This is a genomic window from Dyadobacter sediminis (assembly GCF_005860765.1).
Classification (GTDB): domain Bacteria; phylum Bacteroidota; class Bacteroidia; order Cytophagales; family Spirosomataceae; genus Dyadobacter; species Dyadobacter sediminis.
Map to the genome: position 1 here is coordinate 373476 of NZ_VCEI01000021.1, position 23553 is coordinate 397028.

21 protein-coding genes are annotated in these 23553 nt (G+C 45.3%); 7 read left to right on the forward strand and 14 right to left on the reverse strand.

Features of this window, described 5'->3' with window-relative positions; genetic code table 11:
- Positions 1-30 precede the first annotated feature (30 nt).
- Together FEM55_RS08800 and FEM55_RS08805 are read right to left on the reverse strand one after the other, a co-directional pair.
- Complete coding sequence (locus FEM55_RS08800) at positions 31-1305, reverse strand: Gfo/Idh/MocA family oxidoreductase (RefSeq protein WP_138280965.1); 1275 nt, start codon at positions 1303-1305, stop codon at positions 31-33.
- Positions 1306-1502: 197 nt separating this feature from the next.
- Positions 1503-3062, reverse strand: coding sequence for an acyl-CoA carboxylase subunit beta (locus FEM55_RS08805; RefSeq protein ID WP_138280966.1), 1560 nt, complete (start codon positions 3060-3062; stop codon positions 1503-1505).
- Positions 3063-3150: 88 nt separating this feature from the next.
- Between FEM55_RS08805 and porQ the strand changes: the two genes are divergently transcribed.
- Positions 3151-4215 (forward strand): type IX secretion system protein PorQ, encoded by a 1065-nt coding sequence (porQ, locus tag FEM55_RS08810; RefSeq protein WP_138280967.1) that lies wholly within the window; start codon positions 3151-3153, stop codon positions 4213-4215.
- A gap of 7 nt (positions 4216-4222) precedes the next feature.
- Here porQ and FEM55_RS08815 read toward each other — a convergent pair whose 3' ends face one another.
- From FEM55_RS08815 to pyrF, 5 genes are all read right to left on the reverse strand, one after another.
- Entirely contained in the window at positions 4223-5725 is a 1503-nt protein-coding gene (locus FEM55_RS08815) for an ATP-binding cassette domain-containing protein (RefSeq protein ID WP_138280968.1), read from the reverse strand.
- 116 nt (positions 5726-5841) lie between these two features.
- The gene (locus FEM55_RS08820; protein WP_138280969.1) at positions 5842-6393 is read right to left on the reverse strand and encodes a type 1 glutamine amidotransferase domain-containing protein; all 552 of its coding nucleotides are present in this window, start codon (positions 6391-6393) and stop codon (positions 5842-5844) included.
- Positions 6394-6604: 211 nt separating this feature from the next.
- Positions 6605-9208, reverse strand: a complete 2604-nt coding sequence (gene clpB / locus FEM55_RS08825) for an ATP-dependent chaperone ClpB (RefSeq protein WP_138280970.1) — start codon at positions 9206-9208, stop codon at positions 6605-6607.
- Positions 9209-9478: 270 nt separating this feature from the next.
- Positions 9479-10708, reverse strand: coding sequence for a diaminopimelate decarboxylase (gene lysA / locus FEM55_RS08830; protein WP_138280971.1), 1230 nt, complete (start codon positions 10706-10708; stop codon positions 9479-9481).
- A gap of 55 nt (positions 10709-10763) precedes the next feature.
- A complete protein-coding gene (pyrF, locus tag FEM55_RS08835; RefSeq protein WP_138280972.1) occupies positions 10764-11591 on the reverse strand; it encodes an orotidine-5'-phosphate decarboxylase in 828 nt (275 codons plus the stop codon).
- Between the two features lie 102 nt (positions 11592-11693).
- Between pyrF and rfbC the strand changes: the two genes are divergently transcribed.
- Positions 11694-12248, forward strand: coding sequence for a dTDP-4-dehydrorhamnose 3,5-epimerase (rfbC, locus tag FEM55_RS08840; protein ID WP_138280973.1), 555 nt, complete (start codon positions 11694-11696; stop codon positions 12246-12248).
- Between the two features lie 9 nt (positions 12249-12257).
- On the opposite strand, the gene FEM55_RS08845 is transcribed toward rfbC, so the two are convergent.
- The 5 genes from FEM55_RS08845 to FEM55_RS08865 form a co-directional block, all read right to left on the reverse strand.
- A complete protein-coding gene (locus FEM55_RS08845) occupies positions 12258-12938 on the reverse strand; it encodes a type 1 glutamine amidotransferase domain-containing protein (RefSeq protein ID WP_138280974.1) in 681 nt (226 codons plus the stop codon).
- Between the two features lie 95 nt (positions 12939-13033).
- Positions 13034-13690 carry a response regulator transcription factor gene (locus FEM55_RS08850; RefSeq protein ID WP_138280975.1) on the reverse strand — a complete coding sequence of 219 codons (657 nt, stop codon included), beginning with the start codon at positions 13688-13690 and terminating at the stop codon, positions 13034-13036.
- A 4-nt stretch (positions 13691-13694) separates the two neighbouring features.
- On the reverse strand, positions 13695-14558 hold the full coding sequence (locus tag FEM55_RS08855; RefSeq protein WP_138280976.1) for a sensor histidine kinase: 864 nt from the start codon (positions 14556-14558) through the stop codon (positions 13695-13697).
- Positions 14545-15057, reverse strand: coding sequence for a hypothetical protein (locus tag FEM55_RS08860; RefSeq protein WP_229209169.1), 513 nt, complete (start codon positions 15055-15057; stop codon positions 14545-14547). The genes FEM55_RS08855 and FEM55_RS08860 overlap by 14 nt, the downstream gene beginning before the upstream one ends.
- A 210-nt stretch (positions 15058-15267) precedes the next feature.
- Entirely contained in the window at positions 15268-15684 is a 417-nt protein-coding gene (locus tag FEM55_RS08865) for a hypothetical protein (RefSeq protein ID WP_138280978.1), read from the reverse strand.
- Between the two features lie 404 nt (positions 15685-16088).
- Here FEM55_RS08865 and FEM55_RS08870 point away from each other — a divergent pair, with 404 nt between their 5' ends.
- From FEM55_RS08870 to FEM55_RS08880, 3 genes are all read left to right on the forward strand, one after another.
- Complete coding sequence (locus tag FEM55_RS08870) at positions 16089-16364, forward strand: Rdx family protein (protein ID WP_138280979.1); 276 nt, start codon at positions 16089-16091, stop codon at positions 16362-16364.
- 257 nt (positions 16365-16621) lie between these two features.
- The gene (locus FEM55_RS08875) at positions 16622-17044 is read left to right on the forward strand and encodes an Hsp20/alpha crystallin family protein (RefSeq protein WP_138280980.1); all 423 of its coding nucleotides are present in this window, start codon (positions 16622-16624) and stop codon (positions 17042-17044) included.
- A gap of 230 nt (positions 17045-17274) precedes the next feature.
- On the forward strand, positions 17275-17610 hold the full coding sequence (locus tag FEM55_RS08880; protein WP_229209170.1) for a hypothetical protein: 336 nt from the start codon (positions 17275-17277) through the stop codon (positions 17608-17610).
- Positions 17611-17667: 57 nt separating this feature from the next.
- Here FEM55_RS08880 and metG read toward each other — a convergent pair whose 3' ends face one another.
- Positions 17668-19743, reverse strand: a complete 2076-nt coding sequence (gene metG / locus FEM55_RS08885; RefSeq protein WP_138280982.1) for a methionine--tRNA ligase — start codon at positions 19741-19743, stop codon at positions 17668-17670.
- 158 nt (positions 19744-19901) lie between these two features.
- Here metG and FEM55_RS08890 point away from each other — a divergent pair, with 158 nt between their 5' ends.
- Positions 19902-20900: an NAD-dependent epimerase/dehydratase family protein gene (locus FEM55_RS08890; protein WP_138280983.1), complete on the forward strand. Its 999-nt coding sequence runs from the start codon at positions 19902-19904 to the stop codon at positions 20898-20900.
- Between the two features lie 78 nt (positions 20901-20978).
- Positions 20979-22385: a tetratricopeptide repeat protein gene (locus FEM55_RS08895; protein ID WP_138280984.1), complete on the forward strand. Its 1407-nt coding sequence runs from the start codon at positions 20979-20981 to the stop codon at positions 22383-22385.
- A 12-nt stretch (positions 22386-22397) separates the two neighbouring features.
- Here the strand turns inward: FEM55_RS08895 and FEM55_RS08900 are convergent, their stop codons facing one another.
- Positions 22398-23516, reverse strand: a complete 1119-nt coding sequence (locus FEM55_RS08900) for a glycosyltransferase family 4 protein (RefSeq protein ID WP_138280985.1) — start codon at positions 23514-23516, stop codon at positions 22398-22400.
- Between the last annotated feature and the right edge of the window lie 37 nt (positions 23517-23553).

Sequence of the window (23553 nt, forward strand, 5' to 3'; positions counted from 1 at the left end):
CAGGCATGCTGATGAATCGGCATTGTTCTGTTAAATAGTCCACGGCCCGCGCATAGGCTGATTAATCAGACGATTTGCACCTTCATCATCAATAAACTCCTGTTTTTCAGGATCAAATTTAAGCGAGCGGCCCAGCCTTAAGGCAGCCAGTCCCATATTCACGATTGTACAGGAACGGTGCCCGTTTTCTTCATTGAGCGCAAACTTTTTACGGTTTTTAACGGCATCCACAAAGTCGGTAACCTGCGGTTCGGGATCAGGAAATGCAGCCAGCTTTTTTTCAAGGTCCGGAATGTCCGATTTGAAATTCGGGTAAAGCTTTCCTTTTGGGCCTTCAATGTAGGCTACGTTTTCGTCTTTTGCCTCGCCGTCGAGCACGATCTGACAGCCGTCTGCATATGTGTAAGTAATTCTCCGCCAAGTACCTACGGCTTCGGTATGCTGCTGCGGTGCATCAATTTCAACGCTCACCGGACTGGTATCGTCTTTTCCCAGGAAATACTGGATCGGGTCAATGTAATGCTGGCCCATATCGCCAAGTCCGCCGCCGTCATAATCCCAGTACCCTCGGAAAGTCTGATGCACACGGTGTTCGCTGTACGGCTTGTAAGGCGCAGGCCCGAGCCACATTTCATAATCCAGCTCGGCAGGAACCGGCTGCGGAACATTGTTGGTTTTTCCAACCCAGTAAAATTTCCAGTCAAAACCCGTATGCTTGCTAACGGTAACTTTTAGCGGCCATCCAAGCAATCCGCTCTGAACAAGCTTTTTAATAGGCTTTACAGGCGTTCTCATTCCGTAAAAGTTGTCTTCAAAACGAAACCACGTATTCAGCCTGAAAATACGTCCATGCTGCTGAACGGCTTCTACGAGTCTTTTTCCTTCACCGATTGTTCTGGTCATCGGTTTTTCGCACCATACATCTTTTCCGGCGCGTGCTGCGTCGGCTGCAATGATGCCGTGCCAGTGCGGCGGTGTTGCCACGTGCACAATATCCACTTCGGGAAGCTGAATGATTTCTCGGTAGTCGGAAAAAGTTTTTACGCCTTTGTCCACCATGCCGACCGCAATCTCAAGATGCTTTTTATCCACATCGCAGAGCGCAACTACTTTGGTGCCTGCATACGGAATGTGTCCGCGGCCCATGGAGCCGGTACCGACAATGGCTTTTGTAAGCTGATCGCTTGGGGCAATGAAGCCTTTGCCCAGCACATGCCGCGGAACGATGGAAAAAGTGGCCAGCGTGGCAAGCGAACCTTTGATAAAGTTTCTCCTGGACGCATCGGTGCCTTTCTTTTCTTTCATTAGTTAAGGATATTTAGGAATGTAAAACTGTGATAATCTGATCGTGAAATTAGGACAATATTTATAATGTAGCAATGCAAGGGTAATACTGCAGAACATTAATCCGCGATTACTTTATAATGAAACAAGTTTTCCTTTAACATTCCTATTCCTGCAAAACAATGTTCTGCGGCCTTTGTTTGGATTGTCATTGTGATTTACAGCGGAATATTGCCGTGTTTTTTTCTGGGTAATACATCCACTTTGTTTTCCAGCATTTCGTATGCCCGAATCAGTTTTTCACGCGTTTGTTCCGGATAAATGATTTCATCAATGTAGCCGCGGTAGGCTGCGCGGTAAGGATTGGCAAACTTGTCGGTATATTCCTGAATTTTTTCCTGCAATTTTTCTTCCGGGTTTTCGGCTTTCGCGATTTCTCTTTTAAAAATGATTTCAGCCGCACCGCTTGCGCCCATAACGGCAATTTCGGCACTTGGCCATGCAAAATTCATGTCCGCTCCAATGTGCTTGGAGTTCATCACGTCGTAAGCGCCGCCATACGCTTTCCGGGTAATGACCGTAATGCGCGGGACTGTAGCTTCGCAAAAAGCATAGAGCAATTTGGCACCGTTGGTAATAATGCCGTTCCATTCCTGATCGGTTCCGGGCAAGAAGCCGGGAACGTCTTCCAGTACGAGCAACGGAATGTTGAAACTATCGCAGAAACGTACAAACCGCGCCGCTTTCTGGCTTGCATGAATATCCAGCACCCCGGCGAGCACAGCAGGCTGGTTGGCAATGATCCCGATGCTTCTGCCGGCAATCCTTGAAAAACCGACGACAATGTTTTCCGCAAAATGCTGATGTACTTCAAAAAAGCTGTTTGCATCCGATAACTCCACGATTACTTCCCGCATATCATAAGGCTGATTGGCATTGTCGGGGATAATGGAATTTAAAGCCGGTCTGGACTCATTTCCGGGCGTATAAGGCAGCCGCGGCGCGTCATCTTCGCAGTTTTGAGGCATGTAGCTCAGCAGTTTTTTAATCGCAAGCAGGCATTCCACTTCATTGGGCGAAACAAAATGCGTTATGCCGGATTTCGTAGCGTGCGTCATGGCGCCGCCCAGCTCCTCGGAAGTTACTTCTTCATGTGTAACGGTTTTTACAACATTCGGTCCGGTTACAAACATGTAACTTGTATTTTCAACCATCAGAATAAAATCCGTAATGGCAGGAGAATATACGGCACCGCCCGCGCACGGGCCCATTACAGCCGAAATCTGCGGTATAACACCGGATGCCAGCGTGTTTTTGTAAAAAATATCGGCATAGCCTGCCAGCGAAAGCACGCCTTCCTGAATTCTTGCGCCGCCGGAATCATTGAGCCCGATCACGGGTGCGCCGTTTTTCATGGCCAGGTCCATAATCCGGCATATTTTCTCGGCGTGCGTTTCAGAAAGCGAACCGCCGAAAACGGTAAAATCCTGCGCAAAAATATAGACAACACGTCCGTTTATTTTGCCGTAACCAGTAACTACGCCATCGCCGAGATAATGTTCTTTTTCCAGACCGAAATCGTGGCTGCGGTGCATTACGAACTTGCCTATTTCTTCAAAAGTGCCTTCATCTACCAGAACCAGAATCCTTTCACGTGCCGTTAGTTTTCCTTTTTCATGCTGCGCTTTAATCCTTTTTTCACCACCGCCCAATTGGGCTTCTGCGTTTTTATGATCCAGTAATTCCTTTTTTGAAGCTGCTGCAGATACGGGTTCCATGTAATACGGCCGATATAGTTACATTTGTTATTGAACAGGTTATAAATATAGCGTCATTTTTACTGATTCGGGAAATTATTGTATTCTTATGAGGAAGATCGGATTGTGCGTTTACTTGCTGACAGGATATTTATACGCTTTCAGCGGAATGGTGCGGGCGCAATCCACCGGCGGAAGAAACAAACTGGATTTTTTGCAACTGCCGGCACAAGCCCGGAATGTCGCTTTGGGCGCAACACATCTTACGGTTCCCGGCAATGATCCCGCGCTTTTCATGCAAAACCCTGCCTTGCTCGATTCTTCCAAATCCGATCATGCTTCCGTTAACCTGATGCCGTATCTTGCGGATACCAAGTTTGTAAATACGGCTTATGCCAGGCAAGCCGGAAAAACGGCCGGAACGTGGGCAGTCGGGATTCAGTATCTGAATTATGGAACCATGCAGGAGACCGACGACATCGGCAATGTGATCGGAGAGTTCCGCGCGGCCGATTACGGAATTTCGGCTGGTTACGGGCATACAATCGGTGCGTTTACTTTGGGCGGAACTGCCAAATTTGCAGGTGCTTCCGTTGAAGCGTATCAGATCTGGGGAATGGCGCTGGACTGGGGCGGGGTTTTCCGGCATCCGCGTCAGGAACTGACTTTCGGGTTTGTGGTAAAAAACATGGGATTTCTGAAACAGAATTACATCAGCGCGAATGACCCTGTACTGCCGCTCGACATCCGGGCCGGACTGACTTTCAAGCCGCAATACATGCCGGTCCGCGTTTCGCTTACTGCGCATCATCTTAATAAATTTGATATGGTTTATAATGATCCCGCTCTGTTTTATACTTATGATATCAACGGCAATAAACTTCCCAGAAAGGTCGGCATTGCTGAAAAGCTCGGGCGGCATCTTTCACTGGGTGCCGAGGCATTATTGCATCCCAATTTCAGAATTCTGCTCGGCTATGATCATTTAAGAAGACAGGAACTGCGGCTGACGAACAAAGCCGCACTTGCCGGTTTTTCTTTTGGCATGTGGCTGAGGATTAAAATGTTTGAGGTCGGTTACGGCCGTGCGCAATACGTTCCGGGTTTCGGAAGCAGTTCCTTGTCGATCGTCATGAACCTTAAAAACGGGTTTGCCGCAGAAAAGAAAAAGTAGCCGGCATTTACATTTGATTCATAACCTTTCCCTTGTCCAGCCTTAGAAAATGCTTTACGCATTCCGGAATTTCTGCCTGATAATGTGAAACGTAAATCAATGTCCGCTCAGGCGTATCGCAAACCGCATTTACAACGGATTTGAAATAGTCAACAGCTTCCGAATCCAGGCCTTGGCAAGGTTCGTCGAGAATGAGCAAAGGCGGATTTTTTACCAGAGCCCTCGCCAGCAAAACCATGCGCTGATGACCTTTTGAAAGCTGCGAAAAGTCTTTTTCTATAAAATGATGAACGTGTAAAAGCTCCGCAACTTCCCGGACTCTTACAAGCTGCGCCTCCGTCAGTTTCTTGAAAAATACGCCGGTTGCGTCAAAGAAGCCGGATGCAATGGTTTTGAAAACGGTTGTATTTCTTGGAAAGTAAAGGTGCAGTTCCGGAGAAACATGTCCGATTTTTTGTTTGATATCCCAGATCGATGCGCCGATGCCGCCTCTTTTATGGTCAAAAAGGTCGAAATCATTGGCAAAGCGCTGCGGGTTATCGGCAGTAATGATGCTGAGCAAAGTAGATTTTCCGGAACCGTTTGCTCCGGACAAAGCCCATTTTTCCCCTTTTGCGATTTTCCAGCTTACATGGTCCAGAATAAGCTGATCATGATAACGTACTGTGATGTTCCGCAGATCAATCGCAAATTTGAAATCCGTAAATTCAGGATTGCCGAATCGGGCAAGCTGCTGCGGATCGGGTTTTGGATGCGTTGTATTCTGCTCTGACTTGGATTCGAAATCCTTGATATCAGACAGAGTTTTGATCCGGCCTTTATGCAGTTCCAGCACATGGGTAATGCAGGACGGGATTTCGGAAGCCGTTGTGGCCATGATGATCGTTACGCCGGATTTGGCAAGTTCGCTTAATGCATTGCGCAGTACTTCTCTGGAATGAACATCCAGCCCGCTGAACGCATTGTCGAGCATAAGTATTCTGGGCTTTTTCAATAGCGATTTGGCCAGAAGCATTCTGCGCGTCTCGCCATTGGAAAGCGTTACAAACGGATGATCCAGCAAATGGGTGATCGATAAAAGCGCGCTTATTTCATCCAGTTCCTCATTGCTTACTTTAGAAGGTTCCAGTTTTACCGAATTTTCATTAACAGTACCGACCGGTTTGAGCTGATCCGTTAGAATGGCCCTTACTGTCGGTGCACGTTCCGCTTCATAAGCGTGAAACCGCTGCTGGTAGTATTCAGCGCCGGCACTTACAATACGGTTCAGCGAGTAATCGTTGGAAGCCAGCTCAATGGCCTCACGAAGCGGAGTATTCCAGCCATAACTGATCTGCCCTTTTGCTACCGGCCACTTTCCGGCTATTATTTCCAGGAGCGTTGTTTTGCCCGAACCGTTTGGACCGATGATCGCCCAGTTCTGTCCGGGTGCGATTTCCCAGTTGATACCGGAAAGTACATTGGAATCGTATTTACGCGCTGAGACATTCTGAAGCGAGACAAGAGGCATGGAGAAATCGTATGGTTGAATTTGCGGTAAAGATTGGAATTTTAGCCGGGATCAAAAACAAAAAAGCATCCTGATTAAAGATGCTTCTGTAACTTACAACGATAAAAACCGGTTTTCTAATGATGTAGTTCAAGGTTGAATTCCTTGATCATGGTATTCGTAAAGGCCGAAAGATCGTCCGTAGTTCGGCTCGTAATCAGTCCGTTATTCGTAACTACTTCCTGATCCAGCCAAATGGCGCCTGCATTTTCCAGATCATGTTTTATAGAAGTACAGGAAGTTAAAGTACGGCCAATTACAACATCTGCATCGATCAGGACCTGCGGGCCATGACAAATTGCAGCTACGGGTTTTCCTGAAGCAAAAAAAGATCTGACAAAAGCAATTGCCTTCTTGTTGATCCGTAAAGCATCTGCTCCCATGATGCCGCCGGGTAGCAAAAGGGCATCGTAATATTCCGCACGGGCCAGTTCCAGTGGAACGTCTACCTTGTACCTTTCGCCCCAGTCCAGATGACTCCATCCCCTTACTCTGTTTTTACTGGGTGAGATGAGGTGGGTTGTGGCCCCGCACTGATTTAGGATTTTTCTGGGACAAGTCATTTCGACCTGCTCAAATCCATCCGCAACCAGAATTGCAACTTTGAATAAATTTAGTGACTGTTCCACGGGTTTTATGCAGATGCACCGGTTAGATTATTTGAACAAATAGTTGTACAAAAATTATGCCAATTTGAATAATGTCTTTATTCAAAAATGCTTTGGTACGAAGTGTAGCGTTGCGAACACACGTGTAGACACGTGTAGAATTGGTTTATTTTTACATAAACAAAAAGAGCGGCCATATGGCCGCTCTTTTTGTTTATAATTATTCCGTGAATCAGATTTCTACATTGCCGACATTGTCAAATACCAGATCGCCGGCTGCATTCAGTTCCATCATAATCACTGCATCTTTGGCAACCTGACCGCTCAGAATGCCTTTGGATAACTCGTTCAGGATTCTTCTCTGCAGAACACGTTTCAGCGGACGTGCGCCGAATGCCGGATCAAAACCGTCTTCACCCAGCTTGGCAAGTGCTTCATCCGTAGCGTCCAGCGTAATTCCCTGCTCCTGCAATACTTTCTGAATTCCCTTGAACTGGATATCCACAATTTTGCGAATATTCTTGATAGTCAGCGGTTCGAACAATACAATCTCATCGATCCGGTTCAGGAATTCCGGTCTTACCGACGCTTTCAGCAAGTCAAGAACGGCCTTTTTGGCTTCTTCAATGATCAGCGTACGGTTCCAGCCTTCATCTTCTGCAAATTTTTCCTGAATAATATGGCTGCCGATGTTGGACGTCATGATAATGATCGTGTTTTTGAAATTGGCAACACGGCCTTTGTTGTCCGTCAGACGGCCTTCATCCAGCACCTGCAGAAGAATATTCCAGACGTCCGGATGCGCTTTTTCAATCTCGTCCAGCAAAATCACACTGTAAGGTTTTCTTCTGACGGCTTCGGTTAGCTGGCCGCCTTCGTCGTAACCAACATATCCCGGAGGCGCTCCCACCAGACGACTTACTGCATGACGTTCCTGATATTCGCTCATATCAATCCGGACCATTGCGTTTTCGTCATTAAAGAGGTATTCCGCAAGCGTTTTTGCAAGTTCGGTTTTACCGACACCTGTTGGGCCAAGAAAAAGGAAACTGCCGATCGGTCGTTTTGCATCCTGCAAGCCGGCACGACTTCTGCGAACGGCGTCAGATACTACTTCAATAGCTTCATCCTGTCCGGCAACGCGCTGGTGCAAATGACTTTCCAGCTGCAGTAATTTTTCCCTGTCGCTCTGAAGCATTTTGCTTACCGGAATTCCGGTCCATTTTGCAACCACCTCCGCAATGTCTTCGGGCGTAATTTCTTCCTGCATCAGACTTTCCGCGTTTTCGGATTTCTGAAGTTCAGCCAGTTTGCTTTGTACCTCCGGAATCCGGCCATATCTGATTTCAGCTACTTTTCCAAAATCTCCGGCACGCTCGGCCTGTTCCGCTTCCAGACGCAGTTGTTCGCTTTGTTCTTTCAGCGTACGCACTTCGTTGACTTTTCCTTTTTCATTTTCCCATTGCGCTTTCAGCGTATTGCGTTCTTCGCTCAGGTCAGCTATTTCCTTGTTCAGGACTGTTTCCTTATCCTTGTTATTTTCACGGCGGATGGCTTCTCTTTCAATTTCCAGCTGCATGATCCGGCGGTTCAGTTCGTCCAGTTCCTCGGGCACGCTGTCCATTTCAAGGCGGAGCTTGGAAGCGGCTTCGTCCATTAAATCAATGGCTTTATCGGGTAAAAAGCGGTCACTGATGTACCGGTTGGAAAGTTCAACGGCCGCAATCACCGCATCGTCCTGAATCCTTACACCATGATGAAGTTCGTATTTTTCCTTGATACCGCGCAGAATGCTGATCGCATCCGGAATATTCGGTTCATCGACCATAACCGCCTGAAAACGACGTTCAAGCGCTTTGTCTTTTTCCATGTACTTCTGATATTCTTTCAGCGTAGTGGCGCCGATCGCATGCAGTTCGCCGCGTGCAAGCGCAGGTTTCAGCAAGTTGGCGGCATCCATGGCACTTTCTCCGCCTCCGCCGGCACCGATCAGCGTATGGATCTCGTCAATGAAAAGGACGATTTCGCCTTCAGAATCCGTCACTTCCTTGATAACGGCTTTCAGTCGTTCCTCAAATTCCCCTTTGTACTTGGCCCCGGCAATAAGAAGGCCCATATCCAGCGATACAATGATTTTTGATTTGAGGTTTTCAGGAACGTCGCCCTGTACAATGCGCTGGGCAAGTCCTTCCACGATTGCTGTTTTACCCACGCCGGGCTCGCCCAGCAGAATAGGGTTGTTCTTGGTACGGCGGCTCAGGATCTGAAGCACACGCCGGATTTCTTCGTCCCTGCCAATTACCGGATCAATTTTGCCGGCTTTTGCCAGTTCGTTTAAGTTTTTGCTGTAACGCTCCAGAGAGCGGTATTTAGCTTCTGCGTTCTGATCTTTCACGGGGTTGTTTTTTCCTCTAAGTTCCTTGATTGCATTAATCAGTTCTTTTTCTTTAAAGCCGACTTCTTTCATCAGGCTGGCTGTGGAATCTTTTCCGCTGAGAATGCCCAGCAAAAGAAGTTCAATGCTTACGAATTCGTCTCCGAATTCTTTCAGGTAATGCTGTGCCTTTCCACTTGCAGCAGCCATGTCATTTCCAAGATAAGGCTGGCCGCCACTCACACGCGGATAACCGTCCAGAATTTTCTGAAGTCTGCTGTTTAATATTTCCGGGCTGATATTTAATCGGTTAAGAAGAAAAAGCGAGGTGTTCGGATCTTCTTCCAGAATGGCTTTCAGTACATGGCCGGTTTCAATGGCTTGCTGCTGATTGCCCTGAGCCATCTGCGCAGCATGCTGTATAATTTCCTGCGCCTTGATCGTATATTGGTTAAAATTCATGGCGTTCATTTCATTTTGATTCTGTATGATTAATCAAAAATGGTGTGCCGCAGCCAAGAATCGGAAATTTTGACGTTATTTCAGGATTTTTTTGAAATTGTAAGACAAAATGGCCGTTTTTCGGGGTTGTTCTTATGTGTTGAAGTCAGGATTGCCATAAAACAAAACTTCCATCACTGAATGGAAATCAGCAATGGAAGCTTGGTTTGTTAAAATCTCTGAGCCAGACCGTGAAAGTTACGGACGGCAATCTTTGCTTTTAAGAATGATCTATATTTCAATCTGGGTTCTCAGCAAATCTTCCAAAGTTTCACGTCTTCTCACAAGTTTGGCTGCACCATTGTCAATCAGGATTTCAGCAGGACGAAGGCGGGTGTTGTAATTGGAGCTCATGGTGAGCCCGTATGCGCCCGCATTCAGGAAAGCCAGCACATCGCCCGGACGAACTTCCGGCAGGTTGCGGTCTGTGGCAAAAGTGTCCGTTTCACAAATGTAGCCTACAACGTTATAGGGCTTTGATTCGCCAGCAGGATTGGACAAATTCAGAATATGATGATAAGAACCGTACATCATCGGCCGTATCAAATGATTGAGACCCGAATCCACATGCACGAAATTGCGCGCCGGATCTTCTTTCACAACCGTTGTTTTCACAAGCAGATAACCGGCTTCGCTAACCAGAAACTTGCCCGGCTCAAACCAGAGCTGTAATTCCCTTCCGTATTCGTTGCAGAATGTTTTAAATCGCTCCGAAATCTTGTTTCCCAGCAACTCCATATCCGTCACCGCATCTCCGGGCAAATAAGAAACTTTGAACCCGCCGCCCAGATCAAGGATTTCCAGATCCGGAAATTGCTTTGCGGCTTCAAAAAGAATGTCGGCTACCTGTAGAAACGGCTCCGCATCTTTGATATCAGAACCGGTATGCTGGTGCAAACCAATGATTTTAATATCATATTTCGCAACTACTTCCTTAATTCTGTCCAGCAGCAGAACAGAAATGCCGAATTTGGAATCTGCATGTGCCGTCATGATTTTTATATTTCCGCCGGCTGCTACATTTGGTTTGATACGGATCATGCAGGGCTTTGTGTTTCCGTACGTTTTTCCAAACCATTCCAGCAGCGGAATGCTGTCGATATTCACGATTGAGCCTGCTTCAACGGCAGCTTTCACTTCCTCAAAAGGAACACCGCTTGGCGTAAAAGTAATCTGGTTTCCGCTGTAACCGGCCAGTTTTCCCATTTCCAGTTCGCCGGGAGAAACTGCATCCAGTTCCACGCCGATGCTGCGCATCAGTTTCAAAACGGACAAGTTCGTATTGGCCTTGCACGCGTATTTGATTTTCATGTTGATGCCGGAAAAAGCATGCTGAAGTTCGTTCACTTTCCGGCGGATCGTGGCTCCGTCGTAAACATAAAGCGGACTTCCGTATTGTTCCAGAAGCTGTACTGGATTAATGCCTTGCAGTGTAAATGTATTTTGGTCGGTGAGTTGCATTTGGAAAATATGTATTTGTAAAGTCGGAATGCGGGTGAATGCTTCCGGGGAAAAACTATTTGCAGTAACGATCCAGATAAATTTCCATTTCCTGCTGCATTCCGGACGCTTCTTCTTTGGCTTTCAACGCAAAATCCTTGTCATTTCCTGCGTAAATAATACTTCTGGAGGCATTGACAAGCAGTCCGCAATGTGCATTCATGCCGTATTTGGAAACTTCTTCCAGACTTCCGCCCTGTGCGCCTACGCCCGGCACAAGCATGAAATGCTCCGGAATAACGGTTCTTATTTTTTGAAATTCCGAAGCCTGCGTTGCGCCCAGTACATACATCATGCGGTCCGGCCCGGCCCAGGTTTGCGAAGTACGCAGAACGTGTTCGTAAAGCGAAGCACCTTCGGAATCAAGCCTTTGAAAATCGTTGCTGCCGGAATTGGACGTCAATGCAAGCAGTATAACCCATTTATTTTCAAATTCCAGAAAAGGCTTCACCGAATCGCTTCCCATATACGGTGCTACCGTAACAGCGTCGAAGTCCATTCCGGAGGAAGCCGGATCAAAAAAAGTTCGGGCATAAAGTCCGGACGTATTGCCGATATCGCCGCGCTTGGCATCGGCAATGGTAAAATGCGTTTTCGGGATGTACTCGACGGTCTTCTGAAGACTTTCCCAGCCTTTCGGGCCGAGGGCTTCGTAAAAGGCCGTATTGGGTTTGTAGGATACACAAAAATCGGCCGTAGCGTCAATAATCTGTCTGTTAAATTCAAAGACCGGATCCTTTTCCTTTAAAAGATGAGCGGGTATTTTCCGGATATCGGTATCCAGCCCGACACACAAGTAAGATTTTTTTCGGCAAATGGATTCAAAAAGCGCTTCGTAAGTCATGTTTTTGGAAATATTGCGCCGAAATTACAACCTCTATCAATAGATTCATAAATTTGTCGCAAGATAAAGATAGCCATAACCAAACAGGAGAAAATTACACCTATGCAGATTCGAGAAACATCCATATCCGGTTTAGTAGAAATTTTCCCGCGCGTTTTTGAAGATGAACGCGGATTTTTCTTTGAATCTTATAATGAGCAGTTGTTTAAGAAACTGAATTTACCCACGAATTTCGTTCAGGATAATCAGTCATTTTCCAGAAAAGGCGTTGTAAGAGGGCTTCATTTTCAGAAATCGCCTTTTTCGCAGGGCAAACTTGTACGGGTTATTTCCGGAAGAGTTCTTGACGTTGCCGTTGATATCCGCCCGGATTCGCCGACTTTCGGCCAGCATGAAATATTTGAGCTTCGAAGCGACACGCATAACATTGCCTACATTCCCGAAGGTTTCGCACACGGATTCGCTGCATTGGAAGACACTATTTTCAGCTATAAATGCACGAATGTTTACAACAAGGAATCCGAATCCGGAATCCTTTGGAACGATCCTGATCTGGGAATAAACTGGGGCGTTGAAAATCCGATTGTCTCTGAAAAAGACGTGATCCTGCCGGATTTTAAAACGATTATTGCTGAAATAAAAGCGAGCTATAAGTAGAATACCGTTTTATTTTTCGAAGAGTTCTTCCAGCGCTTTCGAGGCAACCTTACGGGCCGAATTCGGATTCTGGCCTGTAATAAGCCTTTCATCCATTTCGATGTATTCCACAAACGGGATCATGGCTTTGGTATAATGTGCGCCGCGTTCTTTCAGTTTGTCTTCCAGGTAAAAAGGTACTTCGCTGACAAATCGCATCAATGCTTCCTCAATATTGGAGAAGCCGGTCAGGTATTTGTCACTGATCAGCCATGAGCCGTCGGACAACCGGACGTTCAGCAATCCGCATACGCCGTGGCAAACGGCAGAAACCATCCCGTTGCGCTCGTATATTTTTGCCGTAATTTCCTGCAGTTCCTTATTTTCGGTCAGGTCCCAGAGTGCGCCGTGGCCGCCCGTAAAGTAAATCAGCCGGTAATCTTCAGGCTGTACCTGCGAGGGAGTAAGCGAATTGGAAAGCTTGTTCCTGAAAACGGTATCTTCCCAGTATTTTGCATTGCATTCGTCTTTGAGGTCGAGACTTCTTTCATCAACTGGAATTTCTCCTCCGAGCGGACTTACAAAATCCATTAAAATACGCCTTGCGGCCATTTTTTCGTAAAAATGCGTAAGCTCACTCAGCCACAATCCTGTCTTGCCGGTTTTGGTAGGATATACTTGGTGATTGGTGCAGGCGATAAGGACTTTCATAAAAAATGCCGAATATTACTGCTGGAAAGATACCACTATTTTGCAGTAGTTTCCAGTTGTAATATACGGCAATGATAAAGAGGGTTACGAGGTAATTACAGAAGCTGGTTTTTATAGGCAAAAGCAACGGCAGCGGCTGTGCTTTTGGTGCCCGTTTTTTCAAGAACTCGCAGCCGGTGCCCTTCTACGGTCCGGATACTTATAAACAGCTTGTCACTGATTTCAGTTGTGGAAAGTCCGTCGCAGATCAGCTGCAGAACTTCTTTTTCTCTGGATGACAACGCTACGTTGCAGGCATTCGGGAAAAAAGGATGCTTGTTAATCTGGCGGGTAACCATTTTCCGGTGCATAGCCTTTGAAACGAAATCATTATAATAAAATCCTTCTTCGTCAACCCGGCGGATTGCTTTTTCCACTTCATCCGGACTTGTGTCCTTCAGAAGGTAACCCTGCACGCCTTTTTCCAGCATATGAATGACAAACCGGTCTTCGTTATACATAGAAACAACAATGACTTTGATATTCGGAAACCGTTCAAATGCTGCCTCTGTCGCCTGAATACCGTCCATAACAGGCATCTGAAGATCCATAAAAACAATATCCGGCGTATGTCCCGGCAGGCGGTCCAGAAGTTCCTGCCCGTTTGCAGCTTCCAGGATGAATTCAAAATCAGGAACGCTGCTCAGCATGGAAATAAATCCTTTTCTGAACAGTTCATGATCGTCTGCAATTCCAAGTTTAAGCGTTTTCATAACTTTATACGTTCACACGTTCTCTGCGGAAAGGATGCAAAGGTTCCAGTTTAACTTCTGCAACCGGCATAACGGGAATTTGAGCGAAAGCGCTTGCTCCGCCTTTTTCCGGCTTTTCATACAGCACCGTACCATTTAAAATGGCAAGACGGCTTTCTATGCCAAGCAGCCCGAGTCCTGCCATACTGCTTTCTTTCATTTTCTCGGGATCAAACCCGATTCCGTTATCCGTAACCCTCAGTCCGATCAATTCCTCTTTAATTTCCAGCCGAATTTCAATACGCGTACAATTTGCGTGTTTGATGGCATTATTCACCAGCTCCTGCATGATCCTGTAAAGTGTCAGCTCCAGTTTTTGTGCCTGCCTCGGGAATTCTTCCATATCTGCATGAAAAGAAATGGTCAGGTTATTATCTTCTGCCAGTTTATGGATAAATTCTTCAATGGCTTCCAGTAATCCGAAACGTTCCAGCGTTGTAGGAACAAGGTCGCGCGTTATACGTCTTACGTGCAGGATTGTTTCCTCGACCAGCGACTGGGATTTCCGCATGATCTGATCTTCTTTTTCACTTCGTTCGCTGCCTGTCATTTTACTTAGCTGATTCAGGCTTAACTTGGTCAGTGACAGCATCGTGCCAATATCATCGTGTAAATCCTGTGCAATGCGGCGCCTTTCCGTTTCTTCTGAGTTCAGTGCGGTGTCGAGCAGCAAACGATTGTAATTTTTTTCAATATCGTTTATTTTTTTCTCTTCTTCAAACCTCCTTTTCTGATAGTACATTACAAAGGAGATCATGCAGAATGCCATCGTCAGCATTGCCAGTGAAGCAACAAGTAATGCCCATTTCAATTCTTCACTGTTTTGCATAATTGGCGGGAGAAAAGTGATAAATACCAATACTAAAAAGCAAGGCGCACAGAATTTCAAATACGGTAGGAATTGTATTGGCAATTCCAAGATCTACTGAATTGTTCCAGGTAGCCGTATAATGGAAAACCGGCGCAATGAATATAAAGCTGGAATAATAAAGCAGCAATCCCGAACAAACCCAGAAAAATGGAAAAGTAAGCAAGTTTGGAATCTGCAGGGACTTTATGATTTCGTAAAAAAACAACAAAACAAGCGCAATAATTAAAACTCCTTCTACTGTTTTTGCAAACAGAACTGCTCTGTGGTTATGCAGATCGTGCAACTGAGCGTTCGATTTCAGTATGTCCCAAACCGTAAAAACCAGAAACCCGATCATGGATGCGATCAGAATTCTTTTAAAAGCTACCGAACTGAACTTGAAATAAAACATTCCGCTCAGGAAAGAATAGTAAAAAGGAATGGCAATGTTAAAATACAGTAAATTATTCTGATGCATTGCTGCCGTATGAAACATAATTACATCAATAATCAGCTTGAAAACCAGATATAGTAAAAGTAACTTAAAGGAAGGATCAATATATGCCTTTCTGTAAATAATTAGTATCAAGGGCAACAGTGTGATAAATACAGCAATACAACCAACGGGGTTTTTAATACAATATGCCAGATATACAGGAAACATACATGTATATGTTTAATGGTCGGCCTAGCATTGGCTCGGGCAAAGAGGCCCGCCAAGCATCACCTCTTTCATAGCAGGCATATCTTTCAGTCCGCCCAGTTGGGCACTGGCTGTCAGATCGTTTCCGTCTTCGTCCACAGGAACAAGAATCAACCTGGATGTAGGCTTTTTCATTATTTCTCTGCCGGTTATGCGTTTGTGTTCCGAAGCATTTTCCTCTTCTTCACGGATTCCGTAGTATATTCTGAAACCGGCACATTTATCTCCATGCATGCTGATCAACTCATTGAAAGTGTGAATCCCGAAAAATTCCGCCTTGACATAATTATCGCCGCGTTCCAGAATTTCATTTTGCCTGGCCTGATACAGCCGAGTTAATCTCAATGCTGCTTCGGCCGATACCAGTTCACCTTCTTTACCCGTAAATCTTTTAATATCCATGGATTTGTTAGTAAAAAGATTAAGTAAAACAATATGTGTAAATGTAACCAGCGCGATTCTCAACACCAAGCAAGAATCGGGCTATTGATTAATCGGTATTTTTGTAATATCTTGATTTACAATGTTATTATCATTATGATGGTTTGTAAATCACGTAATTTTACCTGACGCTTTACGGGTTATTACCAGTTGTGGAAGGGATGTTACGCAGTCAATGAATTGGGGAAATTCACGCTAAAATTCAGTAGAGGATTATAGTAAATTTAGATATCCGCAAGCAGGAAATCCATTGTAAATACAGGGTTAGGTTATATTATAAAGCCGTGAGAAAGATTTTTCACGGCTTTTTTGAGTTTAGAATGAAATGAACCAATTTTGATAAAAGCCTTGATCATCTCGCTTCAATGAAACCGACCCTAATCATAGAATATTGTCCCAAATGCGGCTGGCTTCTGCGTGCTGCATGGATGGCGCAGGAACTGCTCACTACTTTTACGAATGACTTGCATGCCGTTCAGCTTGTACCTTCGGAAGTAGCTGGCAGATATACGGTGCACCTGAACGAAACCCTGCTGTGGGACAGAAAGCGGGAAGGCCATTTTCCCGAACCCAAAGAACTGAAACAAAGGGTAAGAGACGTTATAGATCCGGAACGCAGCCTCGGCCATAGCGACAGGTAAAAATGGTAAGTAGGGGGTAAACAGGACAAAATGGCGCTGCTGGGGATTTTGTCCTGCAAGTTTGGCAGGCTGGAAATTTTATCCTGATTACATACCAATTGTGCCGTATAGGAAGTTATAAGGCTCGAAAAGTACTTGCCAGGCATTTAATACTTTCATTATTATGATTAAATTTCTGTTTTTTATGAAAGTAGGGAAGTCTGGCACGTAGTTTTCTACTTACTAAGTAAAACTTGTGAACCTTAAACGCGATAGCTATGGAAAGCAAACTGAAAATACCACAGGAAATGTTGATGAATATCGATTTTATTAACACAATAAATGGTGGAATGAGTGAGCCCGCTATAAAGCTTGAAAAGGGATCGGACGGTTTTGAGGTAGTTGTAAAAATTCCAGGCATCGAGGTTGAGGATCTTCAATTGGAAGTTGTAAAGGGAAAAAAGAACACGAATAACCTTAAACTTTTTCATTTGTTGCCCATCTTCTCGCAGGAAAATCTTTCCGAAGAAGAACAATGGAAAACAGTCCGTTTCATTAATACATTTGTAATTCCCGAAGGAGTTGATGTAGAAAATATTTCAGCTAAATATAACGATATTTCACGCCAGCTTGTCCTTTTCCTTCCTTACGGAAATGAACAGGGTGATTATCACAGAAAAGTGGACATTGAACGTTATTAACAATAAATAATGATTTCAAAAACCCCGGCCGCACATGCAGCCGGGGTTTTCTTTTGACTTGTTATTTACAATTTATTCGGTAAAAAGCTAAAATATTGTAGTATTAAATGGATAAATTGAACGTTCTTGATGGATTATACAGGAATGGTACAAACCGCTAAAATGTTGTTGAAAAAGTTGCTAAATATGTAGTTCCAAATCATGCTTGGCTACTTTCCATGCGCAACGTTATGCAAAAATCAAACATTTATGCTTATACCGAACTGACAAAACTTGTCAATGAATTAAAGGATTCAAGCGCTACGGGAAAGCTGAAAGAAAGACTGAAGTCGCAGTATGCTTACTTCAACATTATTGAGCCGCGTTATTTTTCCGAAACGTTGCTGGATGAATGGGAAAATATTCTCAGCCTCATCAAATACAAAGGAGCAAAGCTGGATGAAGAAGGCAAAGTGGTGGCAAATGAAGTGCGCAACACGATTGACCATCTGACAGACAGGGAATGCCAGGTTCTGGTGGATAAAGTGTACGCGATTTACGATAAGGTGAAAGAAGAGTATTTATAAATCAAAAATCAATTGACCAGAACCGGAATTACAGTCCTGATCAATTGATTCCGGAAATCAGTTAACGGTTCCTCCGTTCCAGACTTCCTTGCCGGGCTGTACAAATGCCAGGCTGCCGTCGCGGTCTTCGGCCATGAGGATCATGCCGTGGCTTTCCATTCCCATCATTTTCCGCGGGGCAAGATTAGCCAGATATAAAACCTTTTTGCCGATGATTTCCTCTGCTTTGAAATGTTCCGAAATACCGCTCAGTACCGTTCTTTTTTCTGTTCCGATATCAACCAGCAGTTTTAGCAGCTTTTTGCTTTTGGGAACATTCTCTGCTTCCAGAATCGTGGCAATGCGAATGTCCATTTTTGCAAAATCATCAAACTGAATTTCAGGTTTAATCGCTGTAACCGTTTTGCCTTCCAGTTCGTTCAGGCGTTTGGCATCATGCAGTTTCTGAATTTGCTTCTCGATTATGTGATCTTCTATTTTTTCAAACAGCAGTTTAGCTTCGGAAACAGGCTGTCCGGCCGGAAGCAAATCTGCTTTTCCTGCATCCTGCCAGGTTTTCCTGGTCAGTCCGAGCTGCTCACTGATTTTTCCGGCTGTAAACGGAAGTACCGGTTCCGAAACGATGGATAAAGTGGCTGAAATCTGCAGGGCAATGTTCAGGATGGTATTTACTCTTTCAGGATCGGTTTTGATGGCATGCCAAGGCTGCGTATCCGCAAGGTATTTGTTGCCCGTTCTGGCCAGATCCATAATGAGCGTCAATGCTTCACGGAAACGGAAATTTTCCATGGATTCGGCAATGCGGGCCGGAAAAGCGGCAAGTTCTTTCAGTACGTTCAGGTCAATTTCCTGCAGTTCGCCGGCTGCCGGCACTTTGCTGTCGCAGAATTTTTGTGTGAGAACAACGGCCCGGTTAATGAAGTTGCCGTAAATGCCGACGAGTTCACTGTTATTGCGTGTCTGGAAATCTTTCCATGTGAATTCACTGTCTTTGGTTTCCGGCGCATTGGCGGTCAGTACGTAGCGCAGTACATCCTGTTTGTCGGGAAGTTCCTGAAGGTATTCGTGCAGCCATACCGCCCAGTTCCGTGAAGTGGAAATTTTATCGCCTTCCAGATTCATGAATTCATTGGCAGGAACATTGTCGGCCAGAATATAATTGCCTTCGGCCATCAGCATCGCAGGAAAAATAATGCAATGAAAAACGATGTTGTCTTTTCCGATGAAATGCACAAGTTTGGTTTCTTCATCCGGATTGTCTTCAGAATGCTGCCACCATTTTTTCCAGCCTTCGTCCGAACCGTTTTTCTGGATAAGCCAGTCTTTAGTTGCCGAAATATAGCCGATCGGCGCTTCAAACCACACATACAAAACTTTTCCTTCGGTATCCGGAAGCGGCACGCTGATTCCCCAGTCCAGATCGCGCGTCATAGCGCGGGGTTTCAGGCCGTCTTTCAGCCAAGACTGGCACTGGCCGAACACGTTCGTTTTCCATTCCGAATGGCCATTGATATATTCTTCAATCTGCGGCTGCATCTTGTCCAGCGGAAGGTACCAGTTTTTGGTTGCTTTCAGAACCGGTTTTGCACCCGAGAGCATGGAGCGCGGGTCTTTCAGTTCCAGCGGGCTTAATGTAGAGCCGCAGCGTTCGCACTGGTCACCGTAGGCATTGGGATTGGCGCAAACTGGGCAGGTTCCTACAATGTACCGGTCGGCGAGGAATTGCTGCGCAGTTTCGTCAAAATACTGCTCCGTTGTTTCTTCTGCAAAAACCTTTTTATCATAAAGATCCTTAAAAATCTCGCGGGAAGTTTCATGATGCACAGGCTTGCTCGTACGTGAATAAATATCAAAGGAAATACCGAGTTCCTTGAATGCAGCGTCAATCTGCGTATAATACTTGTCTACAACCTGCTGCGGCGTAAGTCCTTCCTTTTTCGCGCGGATCGTGATCGGAACGCCATGTTCATCCGTTCCGCTTATAAATGCTACTTCTTTTCCGTTTGAGCGCAGGTATCGCACATAGATGTCTGCGGGAATGTAACAGCCGGCCAGATGTCCGATGTGTATCGGGCCGTTGGCGTAAATGAGGGCTGCCGTAACTGTGTATCTTTTTGGATTGGAAATGGGCATTTTTTAGCTGATGTTTATAAAATGTATGTTGCGGATGAAAATGGCATCACGCTGATTTCTGAAATGTAAAATTAGCAAAAAGGCTTGCAGTATGTAGTTTTTATAACAAAACCGGTTTCAAACTACGAACTTTGGAACCTACAATTTGTTTGCAGTTTATGAAAGTTCTAATCACCGGCGTAACGGGACTGGTCGGAAGTGCCGTTGCAAAAAGGTTTCTTGCCGAAGGTCATACCGTGCTGGGCCTTTACCGAAAAGATTCTGACAGAAGCCTTTTAGCAAACATGGAATCCCGAATCGAGTGGACCGAGGGCGATGTTCTGGATATTCCTTCCCTTCAGGCCGCCATGCAGGACGTTGATTTTGTAGTGCATACGGCGGCGGTTGTGTCTTTTGTTCCAAAAGACAAAAAGAACATGTACAAGGTCAATGTGGAAGGAACCGCCAATGTTGTCAATGTTTGCCTGAAATCAGGAATCAAAAAACTGTGTCATGTCAGCAGCATTGCCGCTTTGGGCCGGCCCGACTCCAGAAAAATAATTCCGGGCCAGGACACGGTGCTGGATGAAAGCCAGCGCTGGGAAGAATCGCCGGAGAATTCCGAATATGCAAAAACCAAACATCTGGCCGAGCTGGAAGTATGGCGCGGCATCGCCGAAGGACTGAATGCCGTGATTGTGAATCCGACTTTGATCCTGGGAGAAGGCGACTGGACGAAGAGCAGCACGCAGATTTTCCGGTATGTGTTCCGTGAAAAGCCGTTTTATACAGAAGGGATCGCTAACTACGTGGACGTGCTGGATGTGGCGGAAATTGTCTTCCGGCTCGTTTTGTCCGATATTTCAGGAGAAAGATTTTTGCTCAATGCGGGAAGTATTTCCTATCAGAATTTGTTTAACAGTATTGCCGATGCCATGGGCAAAAAGCGGCCTTCATTCCGGGTGGGATCGGCGCTGGCCGGAATTATCTGGCGGGTAGAAGCCGTAAGGACCTGGCTGCTGGGTACAAAACCTCTGATAACCAAAGAAACTGCACAATCGGCTGCCCGCAGGATCCGCTACAACAATGAAAAGGTCACAAAGGCGTTAGATTTCAGATTTCATCCGATTGAACAAACGGTTGCCCGTGTCAGCGAAAGTTTGCTGGGCAGGATTTGAATTACGGGGAATTATTTTATAACTTTCTTTTATTATTTAGTGGTGCGTAAGCCCCTCAAATCTAATCTAGCGGTTCGTATGATGGAGAAAAATTTCGGGGAAAGAAAGGATTATTTGAAAGAAACATTGCTCAGGTTTGAAAAAATGCTGAAAACCAGTGAGCCGGTATTTTTTGATTTGGATACGTACGAAAAGGTTACGGTTCATTATATAGAAAAAGGAGAGTGGGATAAAGCCTATAAAGCATGTGAACTCGGGCTTACAGATTATCCGTATTCGCTTGACCTGCTGCTGAGCATGGTCCAGCTTCATGCAAACCGCGGTGAATTTGACCTGGCGCAGGAAATTCTGGAAAGGGCTTCCCTTTTTCATCCCGGAGACATTGAAATATCGTTTATGCAGGTGGCTATTTCCAATATGATGGGCGAATATGAAGAAGCCATTGAAGTACTGGAAAACCTTTTGCAGCGCGTGGAAGATCAGGACGAAATCTATTTTCAGATCGGGCAGACTTATCAGAACTGGGGAAAATACGAAGAGGCAATCAAATTCTACAAAAAGTCGCTACGGAATAACCTGAACAATGAAAGTGCCTTGTACGAACTGGCGCATTGCCTGGATCTGATCGGGCAGCTGGAAAGTCATCTGGATTATTACAATGAACTTGTAGACCGGAACCCTTTTTCACAGCATGCCTGGTATAATCTCGGCATTGCATTCAGCAAGCTCGAAAGATATGAAGATGCGGTAAATGCCTACGAATATGCCACTTTGATCAAAGACGATTTTGCATCGGCATTCTTTCAGCTCGGGAATTCATACATGAATCTTGAAAAGTATGAAGATGCCAAAGATCAGTACTTACGCGCCATTGAACTGGAAGGCGAACAGCCGGAAACCTGCTGCTGCCTCGGAACCTGCTATGAAAAACTCGGCGAGTTCGAAACGGCGATCAAATATTACCGTCAGACTGTGAAACTGGATAGCCAGTGGGACGACGGCTGGTATGGACTCGGAATCTGTTTTAGCGAACTGGGACGCTGGTATGAAGCCGTTGGTTTCCTGCGCAAGGCAATTCAGATAACAGAACTGAATCCCGATTACTGGCTTGCGCTTGCCGAAACTGAATTCAAGGTCGGAAATGTGGTGTCGGCTTTTGAAGCTTTTGAAAAAGCAGCTGAAATCGAACCTTCCAATCCGGATATCTGGCTGAAATGGTCGCATGTGCTTTTTGAGCAGGGAAATTATGCAAGGGCTTGCGATCTTCTGCAGGCTGCCATTGATGAAATGCCGGAAGAGGCCGATCTGTATTACCGCATGACGGTTTATCAGATTCACGGCGGCGAGTACCGCGAAGCATTGCTGAATCTTGAAATTGCACTGACGCTGAATTACGAGGCGCATGTGCAGCTGTTCGAGTTTTTTCCTGATCTTGAAAAACAAAAGGCATTGTTCAGGATTATTGAACAGTATCGTGAAAAATAAAAATTTGCCGGATCAGCCTAGCTGATTGTAAATATCAATCAGCTGGGCTGCGATTTTTTCACCGGAAAATTGAGTAACATGTATTTTTCCTGCTTCGGTTAGGGAAGTTCTTAAGGAGGCATCAGTAATCAGTTTTTCAAGCTGCTTGCTGATGTCTTCTGTTTTGTAAGGATCGGCGTACAATCCGCCGGGGCCTCCGGCTTCTTCCAGACAGGAACCTTTTGCGGAAAGTACAGGCGTTCCGCTGTGCAATGCTTCCAGAATAGGAATTCCAAAACCTTCATAAACGGATATATACGCAAAAACTTCGGCTTTCTGATACAATGCCGGCAAATGCGCTGTCGGAACGTGTTGTAAAATAACAACTTCTTTTTCCAGCTTGTTTTCAAAAATAATCTGCTGTATTTTTTTAATATAAGCAGTCGGTTTGCCGATTAGGACAAGTTTGAAATCTTTTCTGTTAATACGGGCAAATGCTTCCACCAGCCGGTGCTGGTTTTTTCGTTCTTCCAGCGTGCCGACGCTTAAAATATAGGGTCCTTTGATATTGTATAATTCAGCAATTTTATCTTTTTCCGGTTCGTTAACCAATTTTTTAAATAACGGATTACAATCCTGATAAACGACCCTGATTTTGCTGTTATCAACCTTGTAAAGTTCGTTAAGATCGTGTTTGGTTTGTTCGCTTACCGCAATCACAACATCCGCCCGTTCACACGCAGACTGAAATTTGTGCCTGTAAATCATACGGTCGATGGGATTGAAAACATGCGGCAGTCTTTCAAAAATCAGATCATGAATGGTTACGACCGACTTTATTCCAGCATTATGCAGGCCTTGCGGCAACTCGTTGCTGAGACCATGAAAAATAGCAATCTTGTCATTGCGCAACTGTTTTGTTATTGTGGAATAGCGCCATAAGGAAGGCAGCTTTTTATCCAGAAAAGTTTCCGGGTAATGAATGGCTCTTTCCGGAAATTCCGGAAAAAGATTCTGGTTGTTTTTTGGTGCATAAACAAAATATTTGTTGGCCGGATCATATTCAGAAAGAGCGTTCAGGGCAAATCGGCTGTAATTTCCAAGGCCCGTTTTATTTGCAAAAGCTCTTTTGGCATCAAATCCGATTCGCATAACTGATACTTGATAAGGGTTTCAGGGCAAAAGTCTG

Excerpts from the sequence above, each read along its gene's own strand:
- FEM55_RS08870 (WP_138280979.1), top strand. The coding sequence starts at position 16,089 with ATGAAACCGACCCTAATCATAGAATATTGTCCCAAATGCGGCTGGCTT.
- FEM55_RS08890 (WP_138280983.1), top strand. The coding sequence starts at position 19,902 with ATGAAAGTTCTAATCACCGGCGTAACGGGACTGGTCGGAAGTGCCGTT.
- porQ (WP_138280967.1), top strand. The coding sequence starts at position 3,151 with ATGAGGAAGATCGGATTGTGCGTTTACTTGCTGACAGGATATTTATAC.
- FEM55_RS08855 (WP_138280976.1), bottom strand. The coding sequence starts at position 14,558 with ATGCAAAACAGTGAAGAATTGAAATGGGCATTACTTGTTGCTTCACTG.
- FEM55_RS08815 (WP_138280968.1), bottom strand. The coding sequence starts at position 5,725 with ATGCCTCTTGTCTCGCTTCAGAATGTCTCAGCGCGTAAATACGATTCC.
- FEM55_RS08875 (WP_138280980.1), top strand. The coding sequence starts at position 16,622 with ATGGAAAGCAAACTGAAAATACCACAGGAAATGTTGATGAATATCGAT.
- FEM55_RS08805 (WP_138280966.1), bottom strand. The coding sequence starts at position 3,062 with ATGGAACCCGTATCTGCAGCAGCTTCAAAAAAGGAATTACTGGATCAT.
- pyrF (WP_138280972.1), bottom strand. The coding sequence starts at position 11,591 with ATGACTTACGAAGCGCTTTTTGAATCCATTTGCCGAAAAAAATCTTAC.
- FEM55_RS08865 (WP_138280978.1), bottom strand. The coding sequence starts at position 15,684 with ATGGATATTAAAAGATTTACGGGTAAAGAAGGTGAACTGGTATCGGCC.
- rfbC (WP_138280973.1), top strand. The coding sequence starts at position 11,694 with ATGCAGATTCGAGAAACATCCATATCCGGTTTAGTAGAAATTTTCCCG.
- FEM55_RS08900 (WP_138280985.1), bottom strand. The coding sequence starts at position 23,516 with ATGCGAATCGGATTTGATGCCAAAAGAGCTTTTGCAAATAAAACGGGC.
- FEM55_RS08895 (WP_138280984.1), top strand. The coding sequence starts at position 20,979 with ATGATGGAGAAAAATTTCGGGGAAAGAAAGGATTATTTGAAAGAAACA.
- metG (WP_138280982.1), bottom strand. The coding sequence starts at position 19,743 with ATGCCCATTTCCAATCCAAAAAGATACACAGTTACGGCAGCCCTCATT.
- FEM55_RS08880 (WP_229209170.1), top strand. The coding sequence starts at position 17,275 with ATGCAAAAATCAAACATTTATGCTTATACCGAACTGACAAAACTTGTC.
- clpB (WP_138280970.1), bottom strand. The coding sequence starts at position 9,208 with ATGAATTTTAACCAATATACGATCAAGGCGCAGGAAATTATACAGCAT.
- FEM55_RS08800 (WP_138280965.1), bottom strand. The coding sequence starts at position 1,305 with ATGAAAGAAAAGAAAGGCACCGATGCGTCCAGGAGAAACTTTATCAAA.
- FEM55_RS08845 (WP_138280974.1), bottom strand. The coding sequence starts at position 12,938 with ATGAAAGTCCTTATCGCCTGCACCAATCACCAAGTATATCCTACCAAA.
- FEM55_RS08850 (WP_138280975.1), bottom strand. The coding sequence starts at position 13,690 with ATGAAAACGCTTAAACTTGGAATTGCAGACGATCATGAACTGTTCAGA.
- lysA (WP_138280971.1), bottom strand. The coding sequence starts at position 10,708 with ATGCAACTCACCGACCAAAATACATTTACACTGCAAGGCATTAATCCA.
- FEM55_RS08860 (WP_229209169.1), bottom strand. The coding sequence starts at position 15,057 with ATGCATCAGAATAATTTACTGTATTTTAACATTGCCATTCCTTTTTAC.